Source organism: Halomonas heilongjiangensis, assembly GCF_002879645.1.
GTDB lineage: Bacteria > Pseudomonadota > Gammaproteobacteria > Pseudomonadales > Halomonadaceae > Halomonas > Halomonas heilongjiangensis.
The window spans coordinates 40,359-62,755 of the sequence record NZ_PNRE01000104.1 but is presented as its reverse complement, the minus strand read 5'-3'; the positions used below and the strand labels follow the sequence as shown (position 1 = coordinate 62,755).

Genomic DNA, 22,397 nt, shown 5'->3' with positions numbered 1-22,397 from the left:
CTGGGCTGCCTGCCTCGCGCCCCTGGATGACGAGGCGTTCAACTCTCCAATGATAGGAAACTTCAAACCGGAAGTCCCGGCCCCTCGCCCGGTCCGCCAAGGCCGGTGAGACTCTGGTGGTCGCCGCCGATGCAGAATGCCGCTGGACCCGCAATGAGAACGTGCGCAAGTCTTCTGCATCATCGGCCAATGGCGTGTCCCGCCCAAGCGGTGGGCTGGAATTTTTTGATTCTTCGCTTGACCTTCCAATACTGGGAAGCTTCACGCTGACACTGCCTCACCTCAAATGGAGAAAGACCATGCTGAAACTCAAGGTACCCAAGATGACCTGTGGCCACTGCGCCTCTACTGTCACGACCGCGATCAAGACCGTGGATGCCGATGCCAACGTGGAAATCGATCTCACGAAGCAGCAAGTGACGATCGAGAGTCATGCCGATGCCACCGCCCTGTCCTCGGTCCTCGTGGAAGCCGGCTACCCCAACGAGTCGGCATAGCCACAAGTACAGGGCCGCAGGCACGCTCGCGCCTTCGGCCCTGCCTCCTCTGCTCCTCCCCCCTTAGTCGTACCGGCAACGTGGGGCCTCACGCCTCCCTCAGGGTCAGCTTCTTGCTGTACCCCTTAGCCGCGTTCGATTGCTGATCAACGGCGGTTTCGACTATCTGGTAAAAATGGTCGTGCGCGACCTGCCTCATGTCCAGACGATCATCGAAGGACTACTCGAGGAAAACGTCGGCATTGCCAAATACTTTAGTTATATCGTCGTGAAATCGCCGAGTCGGAAACACGAATACCCGCCTCGCCTACTGTTCGAGCAGGATCGCACCTCCGAATAACCCGATTCGGTGCTGGCCGACCCCACCGCGCCTACCCGAGTGTGTGGCCGGAGAGGGCGAACATCCTCATCTGGCCATCGCCACCCCGAGGCATACCCAGACACATCGTCGTCACCGTGTCATGCTGCGGCATGCCGCAACGGCTCAGGAAAGCCGTAAAAGCGCTGTTGCTGCGATCCGTGTCGACCCGCACGAACGTGCCGGCGTGACGCGCCAAGTGGGGCGCCGTCAGTGCCATGGCCTCGTCGACGTCCCGGGCGACGATCGGTCCCACCACCCGGCCACGGCCGAACGGGCGGCACAGAGCGAAGGCGGCCACTCTCCCCTCTCGCAACAACACTGTCCCTTCGGAAAGGCGGACGAGGCGCTCAAGAATCGCCGTCCGGTCTGCACCATAGGCCTCCCTGTCGAGCCGGATCATCTCCGCGAGGTCTGCCGCCTCGGCCGCGCGGACTTGCGTACCACTCGGAACCGGAACGTGCCCGGGGTCTACGGCCTCTCCCTGGTGCAGGCAGGCGACCCCGGTGGGCTCGAATGACAATGAGATGTAGAGGCGGTACGCCTCGCGCGTTGCGTTCAACCTCAGGTCACGGTCGCCGCATTGCTGCAGGACGTGCTTCGTCAGCCAGCGACCGGCTCCCAAGGCCTGGAGACGCGGCGAGGTGATGACCATGCCGATGGTGGCGAAATCATCACCCATCGGAAACCACATCGCGGAGCCAAGGACGCGTCCGATTTCGTCGCAGCCGACATAGCCATGCCCGACCTGCATCAGTAGCTGCCAATCTTTGGGCCGGTGCGGCCAGCCGACCCCAACCGACAGCTCATGCAGCTTGTCGATGTCGGTTTCATGAATGTCTCTTACAGTCAGCTCGTACGTCTGCAGCCGTTTCGACATCTTGTTGGGCATGCTAGACACGCTCTCGATTTTCGTCGGGCACTTGGTACCTGTGCCAGGGCAATAACGGCCGCGCCTTGGCGATGGGTGGGTGATCTCGCTTTGAGCGTACACCGAGGCGCCGAAAATAATATGTCTGGTTTACAGGCCGCGGCGGCAGGATATGTCAAATCTTCTTCGGCGCACCTCGCCTCAGTCGCGGACGGCTTGAAGTCGGCGTCTGGACGGAGGGAGGTGAGGTCAGCTCGCCCTCGACGACCACCATGGTTTCGGTGTACGGGAAGCTCGATACCTTGAGCTCTCCCGCGAAGCTGACCCGGCCCGCGGCCATGGCGTCCGCGCCGTCCCAGGCGATTTCACGGTACGGCGCGAAGGGATCCGCCTCCCCGAAGGGCGTCTAGCGGAATGCGGTGCCGAGGGATGCGCCGTCGGTGCGATTGAGAATTACGGCTGACGTCATGATGGCTCCTGAGCTCGATCACAAGTGAGGATGATGTCGTTGGTGAATGGCCTTGCGCCGGCGCTGTCGTGGTCCGTCAGGCCGACTGGAAACCGATGACGGCTTTGGTTTCCAGATACTCTTCCATGCCCTCGATGCCGTATTCGCGGCCGTTTCCCGAACGCTTGTAGCCGCCGAAGGGGGCGTTGGGGTCCCAGGCCGGGTAGTTGATGTGGACCTGTCCGGAGCGGATCTGCGCCGCCACGGACCGTGCCGTCTCGAGATCCCCGCCTTGGACATGGGCGCCGAGGCCGTAGATGGTGTCGTTGGCAATCGCCACGGCCTCATCGATGGTGTCGTAGGGAATGACACAGAGGACCGGCCCGAAAATCTCCTCCTGAGCGATCCTCATTTGAGAATCTACCTCGGAGAAGACGGTGGGACGAACGTAGAAGCCCCGGTCCAGACCCTGCGGTCGGCCAGTACCGCCGCACACGAGCCGCGCGCCCTCGGCGATCCCGACGGCGATCATCTCCCGCACCCGCTCGAACTGAGCGCGGTTCGCCACGGGGCCATGGGTCGACTGCTCTGAGCGCGGATCGCCGACGACCATCTCGGCTACTGCGGCGCAGGCGAGACGCTCGACCTCCTGGAGGTGCTGGCTGGGCACGATCATGCGTGTTGGCGCACTGCAGGACTGCCCGAGGTTGCGGAATGCGGCCGCCACGCCGGGGGCGATGGCACGGCTAAGGTCCGTATCCGGCAGGATGACGTTGGGCGACTTGCCGCCGAGTTCCAGGGCCACCCGTTTCACCGTCGGGGCGGCCGCTTGGCTCACCAGAACACCGGCCCGGGTCGAGCCGGTCAGCGAGATCATGTCCACGTCGGGATGGGCCGACAGCGCTGCGCCGACCCCGGGACCATCACCGTTCAGGAGATTGAAGACGCCCGGCGGAATGCCGGCGTCCTGCACCACTTCGGCGAAGAGCAAGGCGCTAAGGGGCGACAGCTCGCTGGGCTTCAGCACGATCGTACACCCCGCCGCCAGGGCAGCCCCCACCTTGGCGGTGATCTGGTAGAGCGGCCAGTTCCAGGGCGTGATCAGGCCGCACACGCCGATCGGCTCGCGCAGGATGGCTGTGGTGCCGCGATGGGAGAGGAACGGGTAAGTGGCCAGGTTGTCCCGTGCCACGCGAATGTGCTCCGCCGCCAGCGGCACCTGAGCGCTGCGCGCATAGCCGATGGCCGCCCCCATTTCCAGCGAGATCGCCTGGGCGAACCATTCCGCACGCTCGAGGATCAGGGCGTGGACGCGATCCAGAAGCGTGGCCCGGCTCTCGGCGGAGGTTGCGGCCCAGCCCGCGAAGGCGCGCCTCGCCGCGGCCACCGCCGTGTCGACGTCCGCGCTGCTGCCCAGGGCGATCTCGGCGACGGACTCCTCCGTCGAGGGATCGACAACAGCGGTTCGGGTCAAGGGTTCGGGTAAGGTCCACTCGCCGTCGATGAACAGGCGATCGAGACGGTCCGCGTTGCTGAGATATGCGATGGGTGAGGTCATTGGAATCGATCCTTGAGACGGTAATAGGCGCCCACGATGGGCAAGAATCACGGGGCTCGAAGTGACCGGGCTCAGAAAAACGCCTGGCTGGCGATGGCAAACTGGTGGATGCCGGGGTCCGCCTGCGGGGCCTCGCCCCGCACCATGGCCACTGGAGTATCGACGTGCGCCAGCCCCAGCTCGCTCAACAAGGAATCCAGTCCGTGCTCATCGCACATGTCGATACGCACGAAGGAGCCGGTGCGCGTCGCAGCCAAGTGGCTGAGCAGCGCGCGGGCGTGCTCTGCATCGGGAGCGACCACCGGACCGATGATGTCGCCTTGCCCGAAGCTGCGCAGGATGCCGAAGCCGACCGGATTGCCGTTATCGTCCTCGATGACGACGCCTTCGGCGGTGCGCAGCAGCTCGTTCACGACCCGCGCACGCGCCATGCCGGCGGCGCGGGAGGCCAGCGCCACCAACGTGGCGCCATCGCCCGCCTCAGCCGCCCGCAGGCGCGTGCCCGGCGGCGGTGCGACGGGCGCGCGGGGAGCGACCGTACCCTGGTGCTGGTGGACCTTGCCGATCGCCTCGAAGCCGAGCCGTTCGTAGAGGGGCTGCCCGGCCGGTGTGGCGTGGAGCAAGGTGTTGCGCTCGCCGATCGCCTCGAGCAGCCGGTTCATCAACTCGCCCCCAATGCCCCGCCCCTGGGCCTCCGGCGAGACGATCACCATGCCGAGCGAGGCATGGTCGTTGCCATGAGGCCACCACAGCGCAGTACCGATCACGCTGCCGTCGCACTCGGCGACGAAGCCGCTACCGAGGTGGTGCAGGAGCTGCCAGTCCTCCGGCCGGTGCCGCCAGTGAACCGCCTGGGAAAGGCCGTGCGCTGCCGGGAAGTCGCTTTCCAGCATGGGTCGATACTGGATTTGCACTGCCGTGGTCGCGGATGACACTCTAGTCTCCTTTTCTCAGCCTCATCGACATGGGGAGCCGCGTTAAAGCGCGAATTAAGTAAATGTTTTCTGATACCGACAACTTTACTCCAGCCATACGGCATGGGCTGCTTATTTCAGAGAGCGAACGGTAGAAAATGCCATAAAGCAACCCGGCAATGGCAAGATATCGACGCTGCTCTCGTGCATGATATAAGGCAGTGACCATGCACGGTGAATATCAACGATTCCCCATTCGATACCTTTACGGCAACTTGCAAAGTCGGGTACTGGAACATGGCGGAAGCTCCACGATGGAGGCTGGACGATGTCTGACAAAGTAGCGGAAATCGACGATCTGGTGGCGCCGTTGGTGTCGTTTCGTCGTGATATTCATGCCAACCCCGAACTTGCCTACGAAGAACACCGCACGGCGAACAAGATTGAAGAGGCTTTGCGCCAGCTCGGGCTGGAGGTTCACACGGGCATCGGTGGAACCGGTGTCGTCGCGTCCCTGAAGGTGGGCAATTCCGATCGCACCATCGGCTTGCGCGCCGACATGGACGCGCTGCCTATCCATGAGGAGACCGGCCTGCCCTATGCCAGCCGCAACCCGGGCGTCTTCCATGGCTGCGGTCATGACGGGCATGTGGCGATGCTGCTGGGCGCCGCCCAGCATCTGGCGCGTACCCGTCGCTTCGACGGTACCGTCCATTTCATTTTTCAGCCGGCCGAGGAAGGGCACGCTGGCGCCCGGGCCATGGTCGAGGACGGGCTGTTCGACCGGTTTCCCTGCGACCGGGTTTTCGCCTTCCACAACTGGCCGGATCTCCCGGCCGGAACGGTTTCGACGCGGCCGGGGCCGATCATGGCGGCGGCCGACAAGTTCGACATCCTGGTCGAAGGGCGCGGCGCCCATGCCGCGATGCCGCACAAGACGCCCGACGCGATCCTGGCAGCCAGCGATCTCGTCACCCAGCTCAACGGGCTGGTGTCACGCCGGATTCCGCCAATGTCCACGGCGGTGCTCTCCGTGACCCAGATTGCGGGAGGAAGTTCGCACAACGTCCTTCCCGCTGCGGTTCGCGTTGTCGGCACGGTCCGCACCTTCGATAGCGCGGTGCAGGACAGGATCGAGGAAGCCCTGCGGCAGGTCGCCGAGGGCGTGGCCCTGGCCAGCGGCACCCGCATGACCGTGACCTACAATCGCTACTACCCCGCGACGGTCAATGATGCGGCTGCCGCCGACGAGGCACTGGCCGCTGCGGCCAGCGTTGCCCGCGCCGAACTCGCGCCGGAACCGGCCTTCACCTCGGAGGATTTCGCGTTCATGCTGCAGGCATGCAAGGGCGCTTATATCTGGTTGGGCCAGGGTCGCGGCGACGAGGAGGTACCGCTGCATCATCCCCATTACGACTTCAACGACGATGTCCTGGCGACCGGGATTCGCCTGCATGTCGCGCTCGTCGAACGCCATCTGACTATCTGATCGCCCTCGCTAAGGAGACACCGGTGAGGTCCCGGCTGAAATGTGCCGTGGGCGTGAACCCCACACTGACCACAGGGCATGGCAACCCTGCTTCACGCAGGACTTCAGACGCTGGACATTGCGGTCCATGCGGTCAGCATCAAGCATCAGACACGGGGTTTCGATCGTTTGCAGCGTGGCTTTCTCCACGGAAGCCTGATTAACCATCATGCTGACTCTCCTGATTCTACATTTCGCTGCGTGACAACCTGTTCAAGACGCGGCGCAGGTGAAGCGTCGGCGACGCAGAGCAGCGCTGCTCACGATTAGTCCGAGTTAAAGTGCGCCTACCTCCACCTTCGAGCCATCGAGCAAGCGCGAGAGGCGGTAGGGCCCGGGGTCGACACAGGGGGCATCGTTGGCGACCAGGTCAGCCGCCAGATGGCCGATCCCCGGCCCCAGTCCGAACCCATGCCCGGAACAACCCGCCGCAAGAACGAAGCCTGATATCCCCTCCACGGTGGAGATCACCGGCACCGCATCGGGGGTGCAATCCACATAGCCCCCCCAGGACTCGGCCATTTCGATGTTTGCCAGCGCCGGGAAGCGCTTTCGGACCTGCTCCAGAATCGCGGCCGCGGAGATGGGCGCGGGATCGAGCACACGGTTGCGCTCGAACGCGGAGGGCTTATCCGACCCCCAGCCTGCCAACCCTTCCGGACCGTGAATGAAAGACTCGCCGATGCCGAACTCCATGGCACCCAGCCGCTTGATGAACATGGGCAGGAACTCCTTCCCATAGCGGATGCCCTGGGGTGTGATTTCAAGCCGTGCCTTGCCGCTGAGGGCCACCGTATAACTGCCATCGAGGCGGCGGGTAAGCGTGCAATCCCGTGTGTAGAGCGCCTCCCCGAGGTTTGGCGCCGGGCGCGTACGCAGCGCGGTCTGGCGCACGCTCGCCTGGGGGAAGCGAATCCCGTGGCGCCGACAGAATGCCGATGCCCAGGCGCCGGCGGCACACAGAACCGCATTGGTCCGGATCACCCCTTGTTCGGTGATCACGCCCGTCACCGCGCCATGGGTAATATCGAGACCGTGGGCGGCGCAGTTCTGGTGGATGCTGGCGCCATGGGCGCGCGCCCCCTCGGCAATCCCCGGCGCCGCGATGGCGGGCTCCGCCTTGCCGTCATCAACGGAGTGGACGCCGCCCAGCCATTTCCGCCCCACGGACGGGATCGCGGAGGTCGCCTCTGCGGGGCTCAGTATCCTCGTATTGATGTCGAACTGGTGCGCCGTCTCTAGCCAGGCTTCCCATTCGGCGAGCTGCTTGGGATCATCGGTCGCGTACACGAGGCCGCAGCGGCGAAATCCGAGGTCAGTGCCAATCTCCGCCGTGAGTTCACCCCATAGCCGCATGGCTGCACCGGAGAGCGGCAATTCGCGGGCATCACGGTTCTGCTGTCGGCACCAGCCCCAGTTGCGGCTCGACTGTTCGCAGCCGACATAGCCCTTCTCGATCAGGGCGACTGAATGGCCCCTCTTGGCCAGGAAATAGGCGGCAGTCGCACCGACAATGCCACCGCCGATAATGACGACGCCAGCCGAGGAAGGAAGATGCTCATCGCTTGGGATACGTGTTATCGATGGTGACACGGCAGGTAACCTTATAGGGTCGGAAGGGCGAGAATGATCGATCCCCTTTACAGGCGCCCCACTCTGCCACCCGAGGCTGGCCAGGTACCATGCAGGTCATCGATCACGATGGGATGGGCGTGGCGCCCCCCATGGGCATCCGCCAGGTGCGGATCGTCGGGGGACAGGTCCGCGTGCACATGCTCCACCGTCAGCACGAGCCCAGCCGGCCAGGCACGCATGGCCAGCAGGGTTCCCAGCAGTGCCAGCACGCCAAGCACCAGGAAGGCGGCGTCCAGGCCGAATCGGGCGCCCACCACGCCGGCGGTGGGATAGGTCACCAACCAAGCCGCATGCGAAATGGAGAAATGCGCCGCAAAGACCGCAGGGCGATCACTCTCCCTGGACGAATGGAGCAGTACCCGCCCCGCCGTGGTCACACCCGCCCCCAGGGCAGCCCCCAGTAGCGGCCACAGCAGCAGCAGGCTCCATAGCGTCTGCGGTGTCAGCGCCCCGATGGCCATCGCCACCACTGTGGCCAGGCAACCCGCCAGCATGATGGTCCGGTCCCGGACACGATGGATGAGGTGAGGCACCAGCAGCGCCACGCTCATGGAACCGGCACCGAAGCAGGCCATGACCAGCGCCACCTCGCGCTGCCCCAACCCCAGCACGCCCTGCACGTAGACCACGGTGTTCACCAGCACCATGGCACCGCCCGCGGCGATGGCGAAGTGGATGGCGGTGAGCCCCTTCAGGCTGGGGGTATGGAGGAAGATCTTCACTCCCCGCAGTGCGCGGGCGGTGTAGGAACGCTGCTCGGCGCGCTCGACGCGTGGCAGTGCCGTCATGGCGATGATCGCCGCCGATGCGAACATTCCCAGCGCCGTGCCGACGAACAACAGGTTGAAGGACATCAGGGTCAACAGATAGGCGGCCAGCAGGGGGCTGAGAAGGTTTTCCAGGTCGTGCGCCAGCCGGGTCAGGGCGAGCCCCTTCACATAGCGACGCTCCTCTCGCAGCACCGCGGGAATCGTGGCCTGCAGCGTCGGCGTGAACGCCGCCGATGCCGACTGCAGCACGAAGATCAGTACGTAGACCTGCCACACCTCGGTGACGAAGGGGAGCAGCAGCACCACGCTGCCACGCAGCATTTCCAGCACGATCAGCACCCGACGTCGGGGCAAGCGTTCGGCGAAGGCCTGCGCCAGCGGTGCGACGATGACGTAGGCGACCATCTTGATGGCCAGTGCCGTGCCCATGACCACCCCCGCCCGTTCCTGCGCCAGCTCGTAGGCCAGCAGCGCCAGCGCGATGGTGGCAAGGCCCGTACCCAGCAGTGCCATGCACTGGGCAGAGAACAGACGGCGGTATCGCCAATCCTGCAAGGGTTCGAACATGATCCACCTCGCTAACCGGCACCCACTGCCGCCATGTCTGCACGACGGGCAGGGTCACTCTCCTCCGACTCCGCGGCGTGGTAGGGGCAGCGGACCTGGTGCCCATCACTGGTAGCGATCAGCTCCGGGAGGGCACGGCTGCACTCCGGCCTGGCAATCGGACAGCGGGGATGGAAACTGCAACCCGGCGGCGGGGCAATCGGGCTTGGCGGTTCACCACGTGCCATCGCACACCCCTCGAGTCCTTTCTCTTCGAGCATCGAGGCATTGATCAGCGAGCGGGTATAGGGATGCAGCGGGTTCGCGAAGAGTTCCTCGCTCTCGGCGACTTCGACGATGCGGCCCAGATACATCACCGCAACTCGATCGCAGAGGTAATGCACCACGCGCAGGTCATGGGAGATGACCACCAGGGTGAGGTCGTAGCGCTTCTTGAGCGATGCCAGAAGGTTCAAGATCTGGGAGCGCATCGAGGAATCCAGCGCCGAGGTCGGCTCGTCACACACCAGCACCTGCGGCTCGAGCAGCAGGGCACGCGCGATCACCACCCGCTGCAGCTGCCCCCCGGAGCACTGGCTGGGGAAGCGGTTGATGAAGCTCGAATCCAGGCCGACATCGTCCAGGGCCCGGATGATCCGCTGCAGCCGCTCGGGCCGGGTCCCGATGCGGTTCTGCGACAACGGAGCATACAAGCTGCGGCCTATCGTCATGCGGGGGTCCAGCGCACTGAAGGGGTCCTGGAACACCAGCTGGACGGTGCGGCGCAGACGCTTGCGCTCGCTCCCCCCGGCCGACGAGACGTCGATGCCGTCGATATCGATATGGCCCGAGGTCAGCGACGACATGCCGAGAATCAGCCGCGCCAGGGTGCTCTTTCCGCACCCCGACTCGCCCACCAGCCCCAGGGATTCGCCCTTGGCGACGGCGAGACTGATGCCATCCACGGACCGCACCTGACGGCTCCGGCGCAAAAGACCGCCACGCAACGGATAGTATTTCATGGCGTCGGTTATGCGCAGAATCGGGCCCGCCGCATGAGGAACGGTGCGTGTCTCAACAGCCATCACGATGGCCCTCCAGTTCGGTCTGACAGATCCTGATGGCCTGGGCCTGGATGTCGTTCGACGCCCCGACCCAGCAGCGTGCGCAGCAGCCGGGGCCGCCATGCTCGACCATCGGGGGGGCAACCCGCGAGCAGACTTCCGGGTGCCCCCACTTTTCGGCGACCTGACAGCGCGAACGGAACCGGCACCCCGGGATCTTCGACAGCAGTTCCGGGGGCGTGCCCGGAATGGCGTACAGCTCGCCCGACTCATCCGCCTGCAGGAGTGAACAATGGATCAGCGATTGAGTGTAAGGGTGCTTGGGGCTGTGCAGGATCTCGTCGGTGGTGCCCTGCTCCACGATCTCGCCCGAGTACATCACGGCCACCCGGTCCGCGATCGCCGAGACCACCGAGAGGTCATGGGTGATCAGCAGGATGGAGAGGTTGCGTTCACGCCGCTTGCGATCCAGCAGCTGCAGAATCTGCGCCTGAACGGTAACGTCCAGCGCCGTGGTCGGCTCGTCGGCAATGAGCAGGTCGGGATCGGCGCTCAGTGCCGCTGCGATCATCACCCGCTGCGCCATCCCACCCGACATCTGGTGCGGATAGCACTTCATCCGCTCTTCGGGCTCGGGGATCCCCACGTCGCGGAACAGCTGGACGACCCGTTCGTGCTCCTCTTCGGCGGTCAGATGCTGGTGGACGTGCAACGCCTCGCCGGCCTGGGCGCCCACCGTGCAGGTCGGATCCAGCATCACGTGTGGCTGCTGAAACAGCATCGCGATTCTGGCACCACGGTACTCATTGAACTTGTCTTCGGGCAGAGAGAGCACCTCTTCGCCACAGATACGCACCGATCCCTCTAGGATCGAGATGCCAGAAGGCATCAGACGCATCAGGCTGCGCGCCGTCATGCTCTTGCCGGAGCCGGATTCGCCGACCAGGGCCAGAACCTCACCTCGCCGAATGGTCAAGTTCAGGTCGTTGATGATGGCACCGACACCAGGAACACCGACGGTGAGATGCTCGACTTCGAGAACCGGGGCGCATACCTCCGGTCGCAACTGATGCTGCACGGTCGTTTGGTTGGCAAGCATTTTTAATCCCCTCTGTTGTGATTATGTGGGTGATTGTGTCTAGCCAGGCCTATTCGATATCCGGCATGGCGGCTCAGCCTTTTTCCACACCTGAGGCCGTCAATTTTCCGTTTTCCTGCCTCGCCCTTTCCCAGGCATTGCAGATGGTTTCGACCGGTTCCTGGAGATGGTCGGCCATGGCTTTTTCGAGTTTCTCGATGTCACCGCTCGCTACCAGCTTTGCCAAGTACTCGTGCTCTTCGATCAGCCGACCGCGTCCGCGGTATACCCCGAGCAATTGATTGAGGCAGAGCCCCATTTCCGCCATCAGCGTGGCAAACAGGCGGGACAGCCGCCGACTTCCGGCGGCGTTCACCAGCTCGGAGTGAAAGCGAATATCCAGGGAGGCGACCTCGGTCCACTCCTCCTCCTCGACGGCCTTTCTCATGGACTCCACGATGGCCCTGAGTCGAACGGAGAGCTCTTCTCCGCGACCGGACTGGACAATGCGCCGCAATGCCGCGCGCTCTACCGCATCGCGGGTAAAATAGATGTCCTCGAGATCGTCCTCCGTGAGCTCCAGCACGAAAACGCCACGGTGCGGCTCGCTGACCAGCAGCCCCTCCTGCAGGAGACGTTGGATGGCCTCCCTGACCGGCCCGCGACTGACGCCACAGCTCTCGGCGACCAGTTTTTCGTTCAACTGCATGCCCGGCGGATAGGCACCAGACAGGATGGCATCGCGAATCTGTTCGGTGACCATGCTCGACATGGTCGAGCGAACGACGGGTTTCGGTCCCGCATGCAGCTGCATCATGACGACTCTCCTTATCTCGATCGAAAATCATTCATTTACTTTCATGACGCCACTTCATTTTTGCATCCAGATGCGCCTCCAGGCCCTGCCCGACCAGCGTGACGCTCAACGCGGTGATGAAGATGGCCAGGCCGGGAATCAGTACCAGGGCGGGGGCACGATCCAGATAGGGAAGCGCCTCGGCCAGCATCGCGGCCCAATCCGTATCGGGCGGCTGCACCCCAAGCCCCAGGAAGGAGAGGCTTCCCACCGTGATCAACTTGTGGCCGAAGCGCAGGAACGCAATCGTGGCCAGCGGCCTCAGGACATTGGGAATCACGTGATACACGATGATGAAGGTACGCGAGCAGCCGAGTATTTCCGCCGCCCGGATATAATCCTTGGCGTTGATCTCCAGCGCCAGCCCACGTGTCATCCGCGCAAAGGGCGTCCAGCCGGTAATGGTGAGCGCGAGGATCAGCGTGCCATAGCCCGGCCCCAGGATGGCGACCAGGAGCAGTGCCACCAGCACATCGGGAAACGAGATCATCAGATCCACGAGGCGCATCAGGAACTCGTCGACGACACCCCCTGCCCGGGCACTGATCACGCCCAGCAGGGTGCCGACTACGGCCGAGATCACCAGGGTGATGGTGGTAATGGAGACCGAGAACTGACCGCCGTAGAGCAGGCGACTGAAGACATCCCGGCCCAGGTGATCCTGCCCCAGCCAGTGTTCCGCACTGGGGCCTGCAAAGCGTTCCGAAAGCGTCATCGCCGAAGGGGCGTGTTGCGCTATCCAGGGCGTGAGCAGCAAGAGCACGATCACGGTGGCGAATACGCTGCCGGCCACCAACAGCGTGCGGTTGTGTCGGGAGAGATGGACAAGCCAGGACTTCACCATGTGCAAGTTGCCCATTCTCGATCTCATGCCCTGCACGCTGTCCGGCGACAGGGGGGTATCAAGCTGTGGCATTGTCGATCCTCACTACCGGGTTGAGAACGGTGTAGGCCAGATCCGTGACCGTGTTGATAACGACGGCAAGGGTCACGATGGCGACCAGGCCCGCCTGCAGCACCGGTATGTCGCCATTGACGATCGCCGAGTAGACCAACCGGCCCATGCCGGGTACCGCGAAGATGACCTCGATGACTACCGCCCCACCCAGCAGGCCCGCCATCCACACCGAGAACAGCGTGATCACGGGCAGCAGGGCGTTGCGCAGGCCATGGGCGATCAGCGTGCGCCGAACGCTCAGGCCGCGGCTGTGCGCCGCCACGATATGGGGGGAGTTGAGCACGTCGATCATCGAGGCTCGCATGACCTGGGTGAAATAGCCCATGGGACGCAGCGACAGCGCCAGGGCCGGCAGGATCACCGACTCCGGCCCCCGCCAGCCCGCCGACGGTAGCCAGCCCAGATAGAGCGCAAAGACCAGGATGCTCATGGGGGCGAGCCAGTATTCCGGCACGGCCACGAACGCCTGGCTAAGCGACTTGGTCGCCATGTCGAAGGAGCCGCCCTGCCGCAGGGCAGCAATGCTGCCTGCGGGAACGGCCACGGCGAAGGCGAAGCCCAGCGACGCCAGCGTCAATACGACGGATACCTTGAGCGCCGACCAGACCTGCTCGACGACCGGCTCACGACTCATGTACGAGTTGCCGAAATCTCCGGTCACCGCACTGCGCAGCCAGTCCAGATATTGCACGATCAACGGCCGGTGCATTCCCAGCTCGAGGCGTAGTGCCTCGATGGTGGCCGCATCCAGGTCCAGGCGACCGAAACGCGCCCGAGCCAGCGCCCGCACCGGATCCGTCTCCCCGATATAGGGGATGAGAAAGACCAGAAACGTGACGACCAGCAGCGCCAGCGCCAGCACCGCGAATCGGCGTAGGATGAAAATAGGCATTCTGTCAGCCCTCCCAGTGTTTGTGCGGATCCCGCTCCGACGCGGTCGGAACCAGGCGCCGTGATGCCATGCGTCGCATCGACACCATCCTCACCGGCGGCCAGTCAGCCACGACGTGTCGTGGGCATCTGCCGGTCGAGGGTCGTGGAAGGCAGTCTTTGGGGGCAGAAGTCTCAGGCTGTTCATCAGAGGGGTCTCCGTTATTGTTGTCATCTTCGTTCTGGAAGCGCTGACTCAGTGCGGCACTCGCGACATGAATCAGCGCTTCCTCACGGCGAGCCGCTAGAGGGAATTCACTTCCAGGTCCTTGTGAAAGGCGGTGCGCTCATAGACATGCACCTGGTAGTTTTCCACCGTGTTGGCGACCGCCTCACTGATGGTCTCGTGGATCAGGAAGACATTCACCGCCTCCTCCTGCAGGCGCGCGGCGATGTCCCGGTAGATGGCATTGCGTTCCTCGGGCTCCACCAGCGCTCTCGCCCTCTCCAGCTGTGCATCCACCTCCGGATCGCAGAAGCCGGCCAGGTTGTAGCTGCCGTTACACCCGTAATCCTCGGCAAGGGTGCCGATCGGGTCCGCCACATCGGTGAGGTAGCCGCGCGAGAGCAGGACCATGTCGAAGTCGCCCGAGAGCAGCTGCGGCTCGATCGCCCCATACTCCGAGACCCGTATATTCACTTGCATGCCCAGCTGCTGAAGCTGGAACTGGATGACCGCGGCCAGGTCGGCCAGCACCGGGCGCTCCACATAGGCCAGCAGCTCGAGACGAAGCTCGCTCGCCGGCACTCCCGACTCCGCCAGCAGCTGACGGGCTCGCTCCAGGTCCTGGGGAATGACCGAGGCATTCTCGGGCGCCCAGGGGGTGTTCGGCGAGAACTGCCCCACTGCCGGACTCACCGAGCCTTCGTAGACCGCCTCGGCGATGCCGGCCACGTCGATGGCGCTCTGGACCGCCTGGCGAACCTTCATGTTGTCCAGCGGGGGACGGCGGTTGTTGAGGTAGAGCGAGGTGGTTCGCGGCGCTTCGACGGTATGCACCTTCAGCTTCTGCGAGCGCTCCATCTGTGCCAGTGCCGCCGCGGGTATCTGGCGAGCGATATGAATCTCGCCGGTTTCCACCATCATGGAACGCACTTGCCCGTCGGGGATGTAGCGCACCTCCCCTTCTGCCAGCTGCACCTCGCCCCCCCAATAGTTCTCGTTGCGCTTGAGCTCCAGGCCCTGGCGGGGAATCTCACGCACGATCTCGAAGGGCCCCGTGCAATGCCCCACCGGGTTGATACGGTCGCCGGCAAACGCGGCGGGTGACAGGATACCGGTATTGGGGCTGGCCAGGCGGTTGGGCACGAAGACATCCGGCGCCTTGGTGACGATGCGCACGACACGCTCGCCGGCCGGCTCCACGGACTCGATCACGCTCGGCGAAAATCCCGGGGGCGGGGTCGCCACGTTCAACAGCCGGTTGAGCTGATCGCTGACGACTTGCGGCGTCAAGGCAGTGCCGTCATTGAAGGTCACCCCCTCACGCAGCTGGAACTCCCACTCCGTCGGCGACAACTGCTCCCAGGACTCGGCCAGCGCCGGTTTGATCGTAGCGTCGTAGTCCATGCGCGCCAGTCCCTCCAGACAGCCGGCCCGCGACAGCACGTAGGCATCGATGGTCTCCACCGCCCACCCCGACGCCGGGGTAAAGAGCTCACCGAAGATGACTTTTCCGCCGGAGGCTGCCGAGGCCGAAACGGCCATGGGACCGATCATGACAGCGACAGCCACCCCTCGGAGCAGGGCGGGCACCGCCTTGAGGCAGTTTTGAGCATTCATGGGTCTCTCCCTCTCGCTTGTTATTGTGCAGAACGACATGTAGCAAAGGACTTCGCAGGGGCATCCTGCCTCTCTTGTTGTTGCTGGTTATCTCGTCGGTCGTTGCGCGATCACGGCACCTGCCATTGGCCAGGTTGACGCTGGCCACGAGCGCTCCGCCAGCTGGCCGGCATGTCCCGCTCTGGTGTGCCGCGATGGCGCTATTCGGGAACTTAGACCTTCCCATACTGGGAAGGTCAAGAGGCGAACGGAAAGTCAAGAGAACAATGCCTGGCGCCTCTGGATGCCGTGCTGAACCAACGCTGCCAACCCTCTCGCTGCCGTTACGCTTGGGCATGTCGCCACGCGTTCGTCAGGCATCCCGCGCGCCACTTCGCCAAGCCTTGCACCGTTGAGAAAAGCATAGGGCGACGAAAAAAATTTTGTCAACTGTCTTTTGTAGACAACATACGAAACTTTCAGAAAGGCTCTTGACCTTCCCACGATGAGAAGGTTTAGGCTTCCCAATATCCCCTGCGGCACACCAGAGGAGGTGGACCATGCCAACCGACAACATGCAGTCAACAACGAAGAATCTCCCCGACGAAGCCAATGCGTACTCCCTGGCCATCGAAGGCATGAGCTGTGCCTCCTGCGTGGGCCGGGTGGAGAAGGCGATCCGCGGCGTGCCGGGGGTCATCGACGCCTCCGTCAACCTGGCCACCCAACGCGCCCAGGTGGCGTTCGCCGCCGACAAGGCGGACATCGCCGGTGTCGTGCAGGCGGTGGCCACCGCCGGCTATCCCGCCGTCACCGACACCCTCGAGCTGACGGTCAAGGGCATGAGCTGCGCCTCCTGCGTGGGCCGCGTGGAACGCAAGCTCGCCGGCGTACCCGGCGTGCTCGACGCCAGCGTCAACCTCGCCACGTCAACGGCGACCCTGAAAGTGGTCGCCGAGGCCGTGACCCCGCAGGCCCTGATCGAGGCGGTGCAGGCCGCGGGCTACGACGCCGAAGCCGCCAGCGACGCACCGGACCGCAGCGACCGAGAACGCGAGGCCCGCGAACGGGAAATCGCCGAGCTGAAGCGCGCGGTCACCATCGCCGGGGTGTTCACCCTGCCCGTCGTCGTGCTGGACATGGGCTCGCACGTCATCCCCATGCTCCATCACTGGCTGCAGATGAGCGTGGGCCAGCAGAACCTGTTCTATCTGTTCTTCGCCCTGGCCTCGGTGGTGCAGTTCGGCCCCGGTCTGCGCTTCTACCAGAAGGGCTGGCCCGCCCTGATGCGCGGCGGTCCGGACATGAACTCGCTGGTGATGCTGGGCACCTCTGCCGCCTGGGGCTATTCGGTGGTCGCCACCTTCCTCCCCCAGGTGCTGCCGGCCGGCACGGTGAACGTCTACTTCGAAGCCTCGGCGGTGATCATCACGCTGATTCTCGTCGGCCGCTATTTCGAAGCGATCGCCAAGGGCCGCACCAGCGAGGCCATCAAGGCACTGATGAAGCTCCAGGCCAAGACCGCCCGCGTGGTCCGCGACGGTGAGGAAATGGAGATCGGTATCGACGAGGTGCGCCAGGGCGACATCGTGCTGGTGCGGCCCGGCGAGAAGGTCCCGGTGGACGGCCAGGTCATCGACGGCAGCTCCTTCGTCGACGAGTCGATGATCACCGGCGAACCCGTGCCGGTGCGCAAGGAGACCGGCGCGGACGTGGTCGGCGGCACCATCAACAAGGTGGGCAGCTTCACCTTCCGGGCCACCAAGGTCGGCGCCGACACCCTGCTCGCGCAGATCGTGCGCATGGTCGAGCAGGCCCAGGGCTCGAAGCTGCCCATCCAGGCCATGGTGGACAAGGTCACCAACTACTTCGTGCCGGCGGTGATCGCCGCGGCCCTGATTACCGTGGGCATCTGGCTGATCTTCGGCCCCGCCCCGGCGCTGACCTTCGCCCTGGTCAACGGCGTGGCCGTGCTGATCATCGCCTGTCCGTGTGCCATGGGCCTGGCCACCCCCACCTCCATCATGGTGGGCACCGGCAAGGCCGCGAAGATGGGCGTGCTGTTCCGCAAGGGCGAAGCCCTGCAGTCGCTGCGCGACGCCAAGGTGATCGCGCTGGACAAGACCGGGACCCTGACCAGGGGCCGGCCCGAACTCACCGACCTGGTCGTGGCCAATGACGTCGACGAGGCCGACACCCTGCGCCTGGTGGCCTCCGTCGAGCGCCAGTCGGAACACCCCATCGCCGAGGCGATCGTCAATGCCGCCAAGGCCCGCGGGCTGGAACCCGCCACCATCCAGGACTTCGAGGCGATCCCCGGCTTCGGTGTCGCGGCCCGGGTCGATGGCCATCGGGTGGACGTCGGTGCCGACCGCTACATGCGCAAGCTGGGCCTGGACGTGGAGGTATTCGCCAAGACCGCGCACCGCCTCGCCGACGAGGGCAAGAGCCCGCTGTATGCCGCCATCGACGGCCGCCTGGCCGCCATCATCGCCGTCGCCGACCCGATCAAGGAGTCCACGCCGGCCGCCATCCGCGCGTTGCACGCCGAGGGCCTGCAGGTCGCGATGATCACCGGCGACAACCGGCGCACCGCCGAGGCCATCGCCCGCCGCCTCGGCATCGACAAGGTGGTGGCCGAGGTGCTGCCCGACGGCAAGGTGGATGCGGTGAAGAGCCTGCAGGCCGAAGGCGGCCTGGTGGCCTTCGTGGGTGACGGCATCAACGATGCGCCGGCGCTGGCCCAGGCCGACGTGGGGATCGCCATCGGCACCGGTACCGACATCGCCATCGAGTCCGCCGAGGTGGTGCTGATGTCCGGCGACCTGCGCAACGTGCCCAATGCCATCGCGCTGTCCCGGGCCACCATCCGCAACATCAAGCAGAACCTGTTCTGGGCCTTCGCCTACAACACCGTGCTGATCCCGGTGGCCGCCGGCGCGCTGTTTCCCGCCTTCGGGATCCTGCTCTCGCCGATCTTCGCCGCCGTGGCCATGGCCGCCTCGAGCATCTGCGTGCTCACCAACGCACTGCGCCTCAAGGGCTTCCGGCCGCCGATCGTGATCGAAGCGGATGAGGCCGCCCCGGTTGGCCACCCGGTCACGCAAGCCGCTTGACTGCCTGACTGACAACGCGCCTCCCCCAAGCGGGAGGCGCCTAAACAACGCTCGGAGAACAAGAACATGAGTCACGACGTTCAGATCACGACGGCCGGCAAGGCCATCACCGTGGAGGACGGCGACACCATCCTCGATGCCGCCCTGGCGGCGGGCATCGCCTACCCCCACAGCTGCCAGGCCGGCCGTTGCGGCGCCTGCAAGTCGCGGCTGGTGGAGGGCGAGGTCGAGATGCTCCCCCATACGCGCTTCTCGCTCAGCGAGGAGGAGCGTGACGCCGGCCTGGTGCTCGCCTGTCGCGCCATGCCACGCAGCGACTGCACTATCGCCTGGCTCGGCGACGACGAGGAACTCGCCGCCCACCCGCTGCAGAAACTGGACTGTGTGGTGGTGGAACTCGACGACGTCACCCACGACATCAAGCGGGTCCGTCTGCAGGTGGAAAGTGGCGGCTCCTTTACCTTCACCGCCGGCCAGTATGCCCAGGTGACCTTCCCCGGCTGCCCGCCGCGGGAGTACTCCATGGCCAACCGGCCGGATGAGCCCATCATCGAGTTCCACGTGCGGCATGTGCCGGGAGGTACCACCAGTGCCCATGTGGCCCGGGAACTGGCGGTGGGGGATAGCGTTCAGGTGGAAGGCCCGTACGGCACCTCGCATCTGCGCGAACGCCACAGCGGCCCCATCGTGGTGGTGGCGGGCGGCTCGGGCCTGGCGCCGGTGAAGTCGATTCTGGAAACGGCACTGGCCGCCGGCATGCGTCAGCCGATTCACTTCTACTTCGGGGCCCGGGATGAGCGCGACGTCTACCTGGAACCCCACTTCGAGGAACTGGCCAGACGCCACGGCAACCTGCGGACCGACATCGTGCTCTCGGCGCCCAGCGGCGCCACCCGGCGCAGCACCGGTCTGGTGACCGAGGTGATGGCGATGCGCTGGGAGAGGGTGACCGGCTGCCGGGCCTACCTGGCCGGCCCGCCGCCCATGGTGGAAGCGGCCACCGAGTTGCTGCTGGCCCGCGGCGTGCCGGCGGACAACATCCACGCCGACGCCTTCTACACCTCGGCCGACCGCGAGCCCACCGCAGCCACGCCGGAAGAACAGGCCGTCCAGAGTGACGCCAACACTGCCTGCTCCTGCTGCCAATCGACTGCCTCCTAGCCCGGATACTGCACCCGTCGCTTGAGACCGGCTTGCCGTGTGGGCAGGCCGGTCTATCATGGCCGCGCAAGCCACGACCCAACTGCTTGAATTCATGTGCTTTGGGCCTTGGCAACGACTGCATCTCCGAAGTTGGCTGGATTGGAAAACCCTGACGCAACAAATTGCCCCGAACGGACGCTTATATATGCCGCGTGCACCCAAAAAAGCGACGTTTATTGCGGTTTCCCCCCCATGCATCGAAACCATCTGTTTGCCCTCCCATGGTGTAATGGGTCTACGGCGCAAAGTGAATGAACCCCATTCGTGAGGCATGCCTCCGGGATACTGCTTACTACGCCGAAGGGCTTTTTTTTCACCATCGCAAAAAAACAGGAAACCCAACTCATGAGCACATTCAAGCCGAAGTACATCACCTTCGATTGCTATGGCACGATGACGAACTTCCAGATGGGCCCGTCGGCGCGCCGGATCTTCGCGGATCGCATCAGCCCGGAGCAGATGGAAGCCTTCGTCGAAGATTTCCGTGTCTATCGCCTCGACGAAGTCCTGGGCGACTGGAAACCGTTCAAGGAAGTCGTTCACAACTCGGTCGAGCGCACTTGCCGCAAGTGGAAGCTCGAGTTCCGCGAGGAGGAAGCACTGGAAATCTACCACTCAGTGCCGACCTGGGGCCCGCACCCGGACGTGACGGAAGGCCTGCTCAAGGTCGCCCATGAAATTCCGCTGGTGATCCTCTCCAACGCCGACAACGACCAGATCTACCACAACGTCGAAAAACTCGGCGCCCCGTTCGCCCATGTCTTCACCGCCGAGCAGGCCCGCGCCTACAAGCCGCGCCTTCAGGCCTTCGAATACATGTTCGACCAGCTCGGCTGCTCACCGGAAGAGTGCATGCACGTCTCCAGCAGCTTCCGCTACGACCACATGTCCGCCTCCGACCTGGGCTACGGCGCTCGCGTGTTGGTCGATCGCAACCATGAGCCGAACCTGGCGCCGAATTACGTGACTCACGTGATCAAGGACATGGGCGGCCTGGCTTCCGTGGTCGGGCTCTAAGCGCAAAAGCCTCCTCTCATCACGACCGCACTCTTCGCCGCCGAGGCAAGAGGGCGGTCGTCGATTGACGCTCCCCCTCTCCTCCGCTTGACACCACACCCTCCTTTCGACTTGTCGAGTTCCATTTCCTGGAATTGCAACAACTGCCGCAGCGCCCTAGCTGACCCCATCGAATTACGTTCACATGGTTTAGCAGATCACCGCTTGTCCAGTTCGCCGGCTTTGCTCTGCTGAGCTAGATAGCAAACCCGACGTCGGCTGTGACCGGGCGGCACGCCGCAACGCATCGGGAACGTAAAAAACCAGGGATGTTACCCTGGTTGCAATGACCTCCGCAGGTTGCGGCAGGGGATTCAGTAGCCGCGGGAGCGATCGATGACGTTCGCAAGCGGCTCGCCGCCTTGATGCCGGCGAAGGTTCTCCAGCAGGATGGGCGCAGCCGATTCGGGCTGGGTCATGCTCGCCACGTGGGGCGTCAGGAACACCCGCGGATGCGCCCAGAACGGGTGTTCGGGTGGCAGGGGCTCGGGATCGGTCACGTCGAGGATTGCACGGGACAGCAGGCCCGAATCCAGCGCCTCGAGGAGATCGGCATCCACCAGGTGCGGACCGCGGCCAACGTTGATCAGCGCAGCCCCGGCGGGCAGCGCCGAGAAGAGCTCACGGTTCAGGATCCCCTGGGTCGCCGAGGTGAGCGGCAGCAGGCAAATCAGGACATCGCAACCCTCCAGGAAAGGCTGCAATTGCTCGGGGCCGGAGAAACTCTCCACGCCATCCAGGTGACGCAGAGAGCGATTCCATCCGCGCAGCCGGAAGCCGTAGTTCGCCAGCCGCTCCAGAACGGCGCAGCCGAGGGAGCCCATGCCCATGACACCGATCGTGCGGGACGAGGCGGGCGGCACCTCGAGGGGATCCCAGGTGCGCGCCGCCTTCGCCTCCACATAGTCGAAGAAGTCGCGGTGGAGGGCCAGGACCATGAGGCTCACATATTCCACCATGCCATCGATGATGCCGGGCTCGACCATCCTGACGATGGGAATGTGCGCCGGCACGGCGGAAAAGTCGACATGATCGACCCCGGCTCCCGAGGAGAAAAACACCTTCAGCCGGGGCAACTGGGCTATGAAGTCCGCCGGTGCCTGCCAGGCGATCAGGTATTCAACCTCGTCGAGGTCGCCGGCGTCAGGCCAGACACGGAAGTCAAGGTCGGGGGCATGTTCGGCGAAGTAGCTCGCCCAAGCCGCCGCACGCGGTGGATCTGATCGATAGAGAATACACATATTAATGT

At 64.4% G+C, this 22,397-nt stretch carries 18 protein-coding genes; 6 read left to right on the top strand and 12 right to left on the bottom strand.

Annotated features, from left to right (window positions below):
- The first annotated feature begins 116 nt into the window (after positions 1 to 116).
- On the top strand, positions 117 to 497 hold the full coding sequence (locus tag C1H66_RS23135) for a heavy-metal-associated domain-containing protein (RefSeq protein ID WP_205738730.1): 381 nt from the start codon (positions 117 to 119) through the stop codon (positions 495 to 497).
- Between the two features lie 139 nt (positions 498 to 636).
- Positions 637 to 837, top strand: coding sequence for an Lrp/AsnC ligand binding domain-containing protein (locus C1H66_RS23475; protein WP_220018881.1), 201 nt, complete (start codon positions 637 to 639; stop codon positions 835 to 837).
- 31 nt (positions 838 to 868) lie between these two features.
- On the opposite strand, the gene C1H66_RS21985 is transcribed toward C1H66_RS23475, so the two are convergent.
- The 3 genes from C1H66_RS21985 to C1H66_RS21975 form a co-directional block, all read right to left on the bottom strand.
- Positions 869 to 1,747 (bottom strand): GNAT family N-acetyltransferase, encoded by an 879-nt coding sequence (locus tag C1H66_RS21985; protein WP_102629998.1) that lies wholly within the window; start codon positions 1,745 to 1,747, stop codon positions 869 to 871.
- Positions 1,748 to 2,271: 524 nt separating this feature from the next.
- Complete coding sequence (locus tag C1H66_RS21980; RefSeq protein WP_102629997.1) at positions 2,272 to 3,732, bottom strand: aldehyde dehydrogenase family protein; 1,461 nt, start codon at positions 3,730 to 3,732, stop codon at positions 2,272 to 2,274.
- Positions 3,733 to 3,803: 71 nt separating this feature from the next.
- Positions 3,804 to 4,667 (bottom strand): GNAT family N-acetyltransferase, encoded by an 864-nt coding sequence (locus tag C1H66_RS21975; RefSeq protein WP_240618430.1) that lies wholly within the window; start codon positions 4,665 to 4,667, stop codon positions 3,804 to 3,806.
- A gap of 307 nt (positions 4,668 to 4,974) precedes the next feature.
- On the opposite strand from C1H66_RS21975, the gene C1H66_RS21970 reads away from it, so the two are divergent.
- Positions 4,975 to 6,135: a M20 aminoacylase family protein gene (locus tag C1H66_RS21970; protein ID WP_102629996.1), complete on the top strand. Its 1,161-nt coding sequence runs from the start codon at positions 4,975 to 4,977 to the stop codon at positions 6,133 to 6,135.
- 315 nt (positions 6,136 to 6,450) lie between these two features.
- Here C1H66_RS21970 and C1H66_RS21960 read toward each other — a convergent pair whose 3' ends face one another.
- The 8 genes from C1H66_RS21960 to C1H66_RS21925 form a co-directional block, all read right to left on the bottom strand.
- Positions 6,451 to 7,767, bottom strand: coding sequence for an NAD(P)/FAD-dependent oxidoreductase (locus tag C1H66_RS21960; RefSeq protein WP_102629995.1), 1,317 nt, complete (start codon positions 7,765 to 7,767; stop codon positions 6,451 to 6,453).
- Between the two features lie 47 nt (positions 7,768 to 7,814).
- On the bottom strand, positions 7,815 to 9,146 hold the full coding sequence (locus C1H66_RS21955; RefSeq protein ID WP_102629994.1) for an MFS transporter: 1,332 nt from the start codon (positions 9,144 to 9,146) through the stop codon (positions 7,815 to 7,817).
- An 11-nt stretch (positions 9,147 to 9,157) separates the two neighbouring features.
- On the bottom strand, positions 9,158 to 10,090 hold the full coding sequence (locus C1H66_RS21950) for an oligopeptide/dipeptide ABC transporter ATP-binding protein (protein ID WP_205738729.1): 933 nt from the start codon (positions 10,088 to 10,090) through the stop codon (positions 9,158 to 9,160).
- Positions 10,091 to 10,199: 109 nt separating this feature from the next.
- A complete protein-coding gene (locus C1H66_RS21945) occupies positions 10,200 to 11,288 on the bottom strand; it encodes an ABC transporter ATP-binding protein (protein ID WP_102629992.1) in 1,089 nt (362 codons plus the stop codon).
- A gap of 73 nt (positions 11,289 to 11,361) precedes the next feature.
- Positions 11,362 to 12,084, bottom strand: coding sequence for a GntR family transcriptional regulator (locus C1H66_RS21940; protein WP_102629991.1), 723 nt, complete (start codon positions 12,082 to 12,084; stop codon positions 11,362 to 11,364).
- 31 nt (positions 12,085 to 12,115) lie between these two features.
- A complete protein-coding gene (locus C1H66_RS21935; protein ID WP_102629990.1) occupies positions 12,116 to 12,982 on the bottom strand; it encodes an ABC transporter permease in 867 nt (288 codons plus the stop codon).
- A 43-nt stretch (positions 12,983 to 13,025) separates the two neighbouring features.
- A complete protein-coding gene (locus C1H66_RS21930; protein ID WP_102629989.1) occupies positions 13,026 to 13,973 on the bottom strand; it encodes an ABC transporter permease in 948 nt (315 codons plus the stop codon).
- 282 nt (positions 13,974 to 14,255) lie between these two features.
- Positions 14,256 to 15,794: an ABC transporter substrate-binding protein gene (locus tag C1H66_RS21925; protein ID WP_170064222.1), complete on the bottom strand. Its 1,539-nt coding sequence runs from the start codon at positions 15,792 to 15,794 to the stop codon at positions 14,256 to 14,258.
- Positions 15,795 to 16,333: 539 nt separating this feature from the next.
- Between C1H66_RS21925 and C1H66_RS21920 the strand changes: the two genes are divergently transcribed.
- The 3 genes from C1H66_RS21920 to C1H66_RS21910 all read left to right on the top strand — a co-directional run bounded on the left by C1H66_RS21920 (position 16,334) and on the right by C1H66_RS21910 (position 21,109).
- Entirely contained in the window at positions 16,334 to 18,889 is a 2,556-nt protein-coding gene (locus C1H66_RS21920) for a heavy metal translocating P-type ATPase (RefSeq protein WP_170064221.1), read from the top strand.
- A gap of 66 nt (positions 18,890 to 18,955) precedes the next feature.
- The gene (locus C1H66_RS21915; RefSeq protein ID WP_102629987.1) at positions 18,956 to 20,050 is read left to right on the top strand and encodes an NADH:ubiquinone reductase (Na(+)-transporting) subunit F; all 1,095 of its coding nucleotides are present in this window, start codon (positions 18,956 to 18,958) and stop codon (positions 20,048 to 20,050) included.
- A gap of 387 nt (positions 20,051 to 20,437) precedes the next feature.
- On the top strand, positions 20,438 to 21,109 hold the full coding sequence (locus C1H66_RS21910; RefSeq protein ID WP_102629986.1) for a haloacid dehalogenase type II: 672 nt from the start codon (positions 20,438 to 20,440) through the stop codon (positions 21,107 to 21,109).
- Between the two features lie 353 nt (positions 21,110 to 21,462).
- On the opposite strand, the gene C1H66_RS21905 is transcribed toward C1H66_RS21910, so the two are convergent.
- On the bottom strand, positions 21,463 to 22,389 hold the full coding sequence (locus tag C1H66_RS21905; RefSeq protein ID WP_102629985.1) for a 2-hydroxyacid dehydrogenase: 927 nt from the start codon (positions 22,387 to 22,389) through the stop codon (positions 21,463 to 21,465).
- Between the last annotated feature and the right edge of the window lie 8 nt (positions 22,390 to 22,397).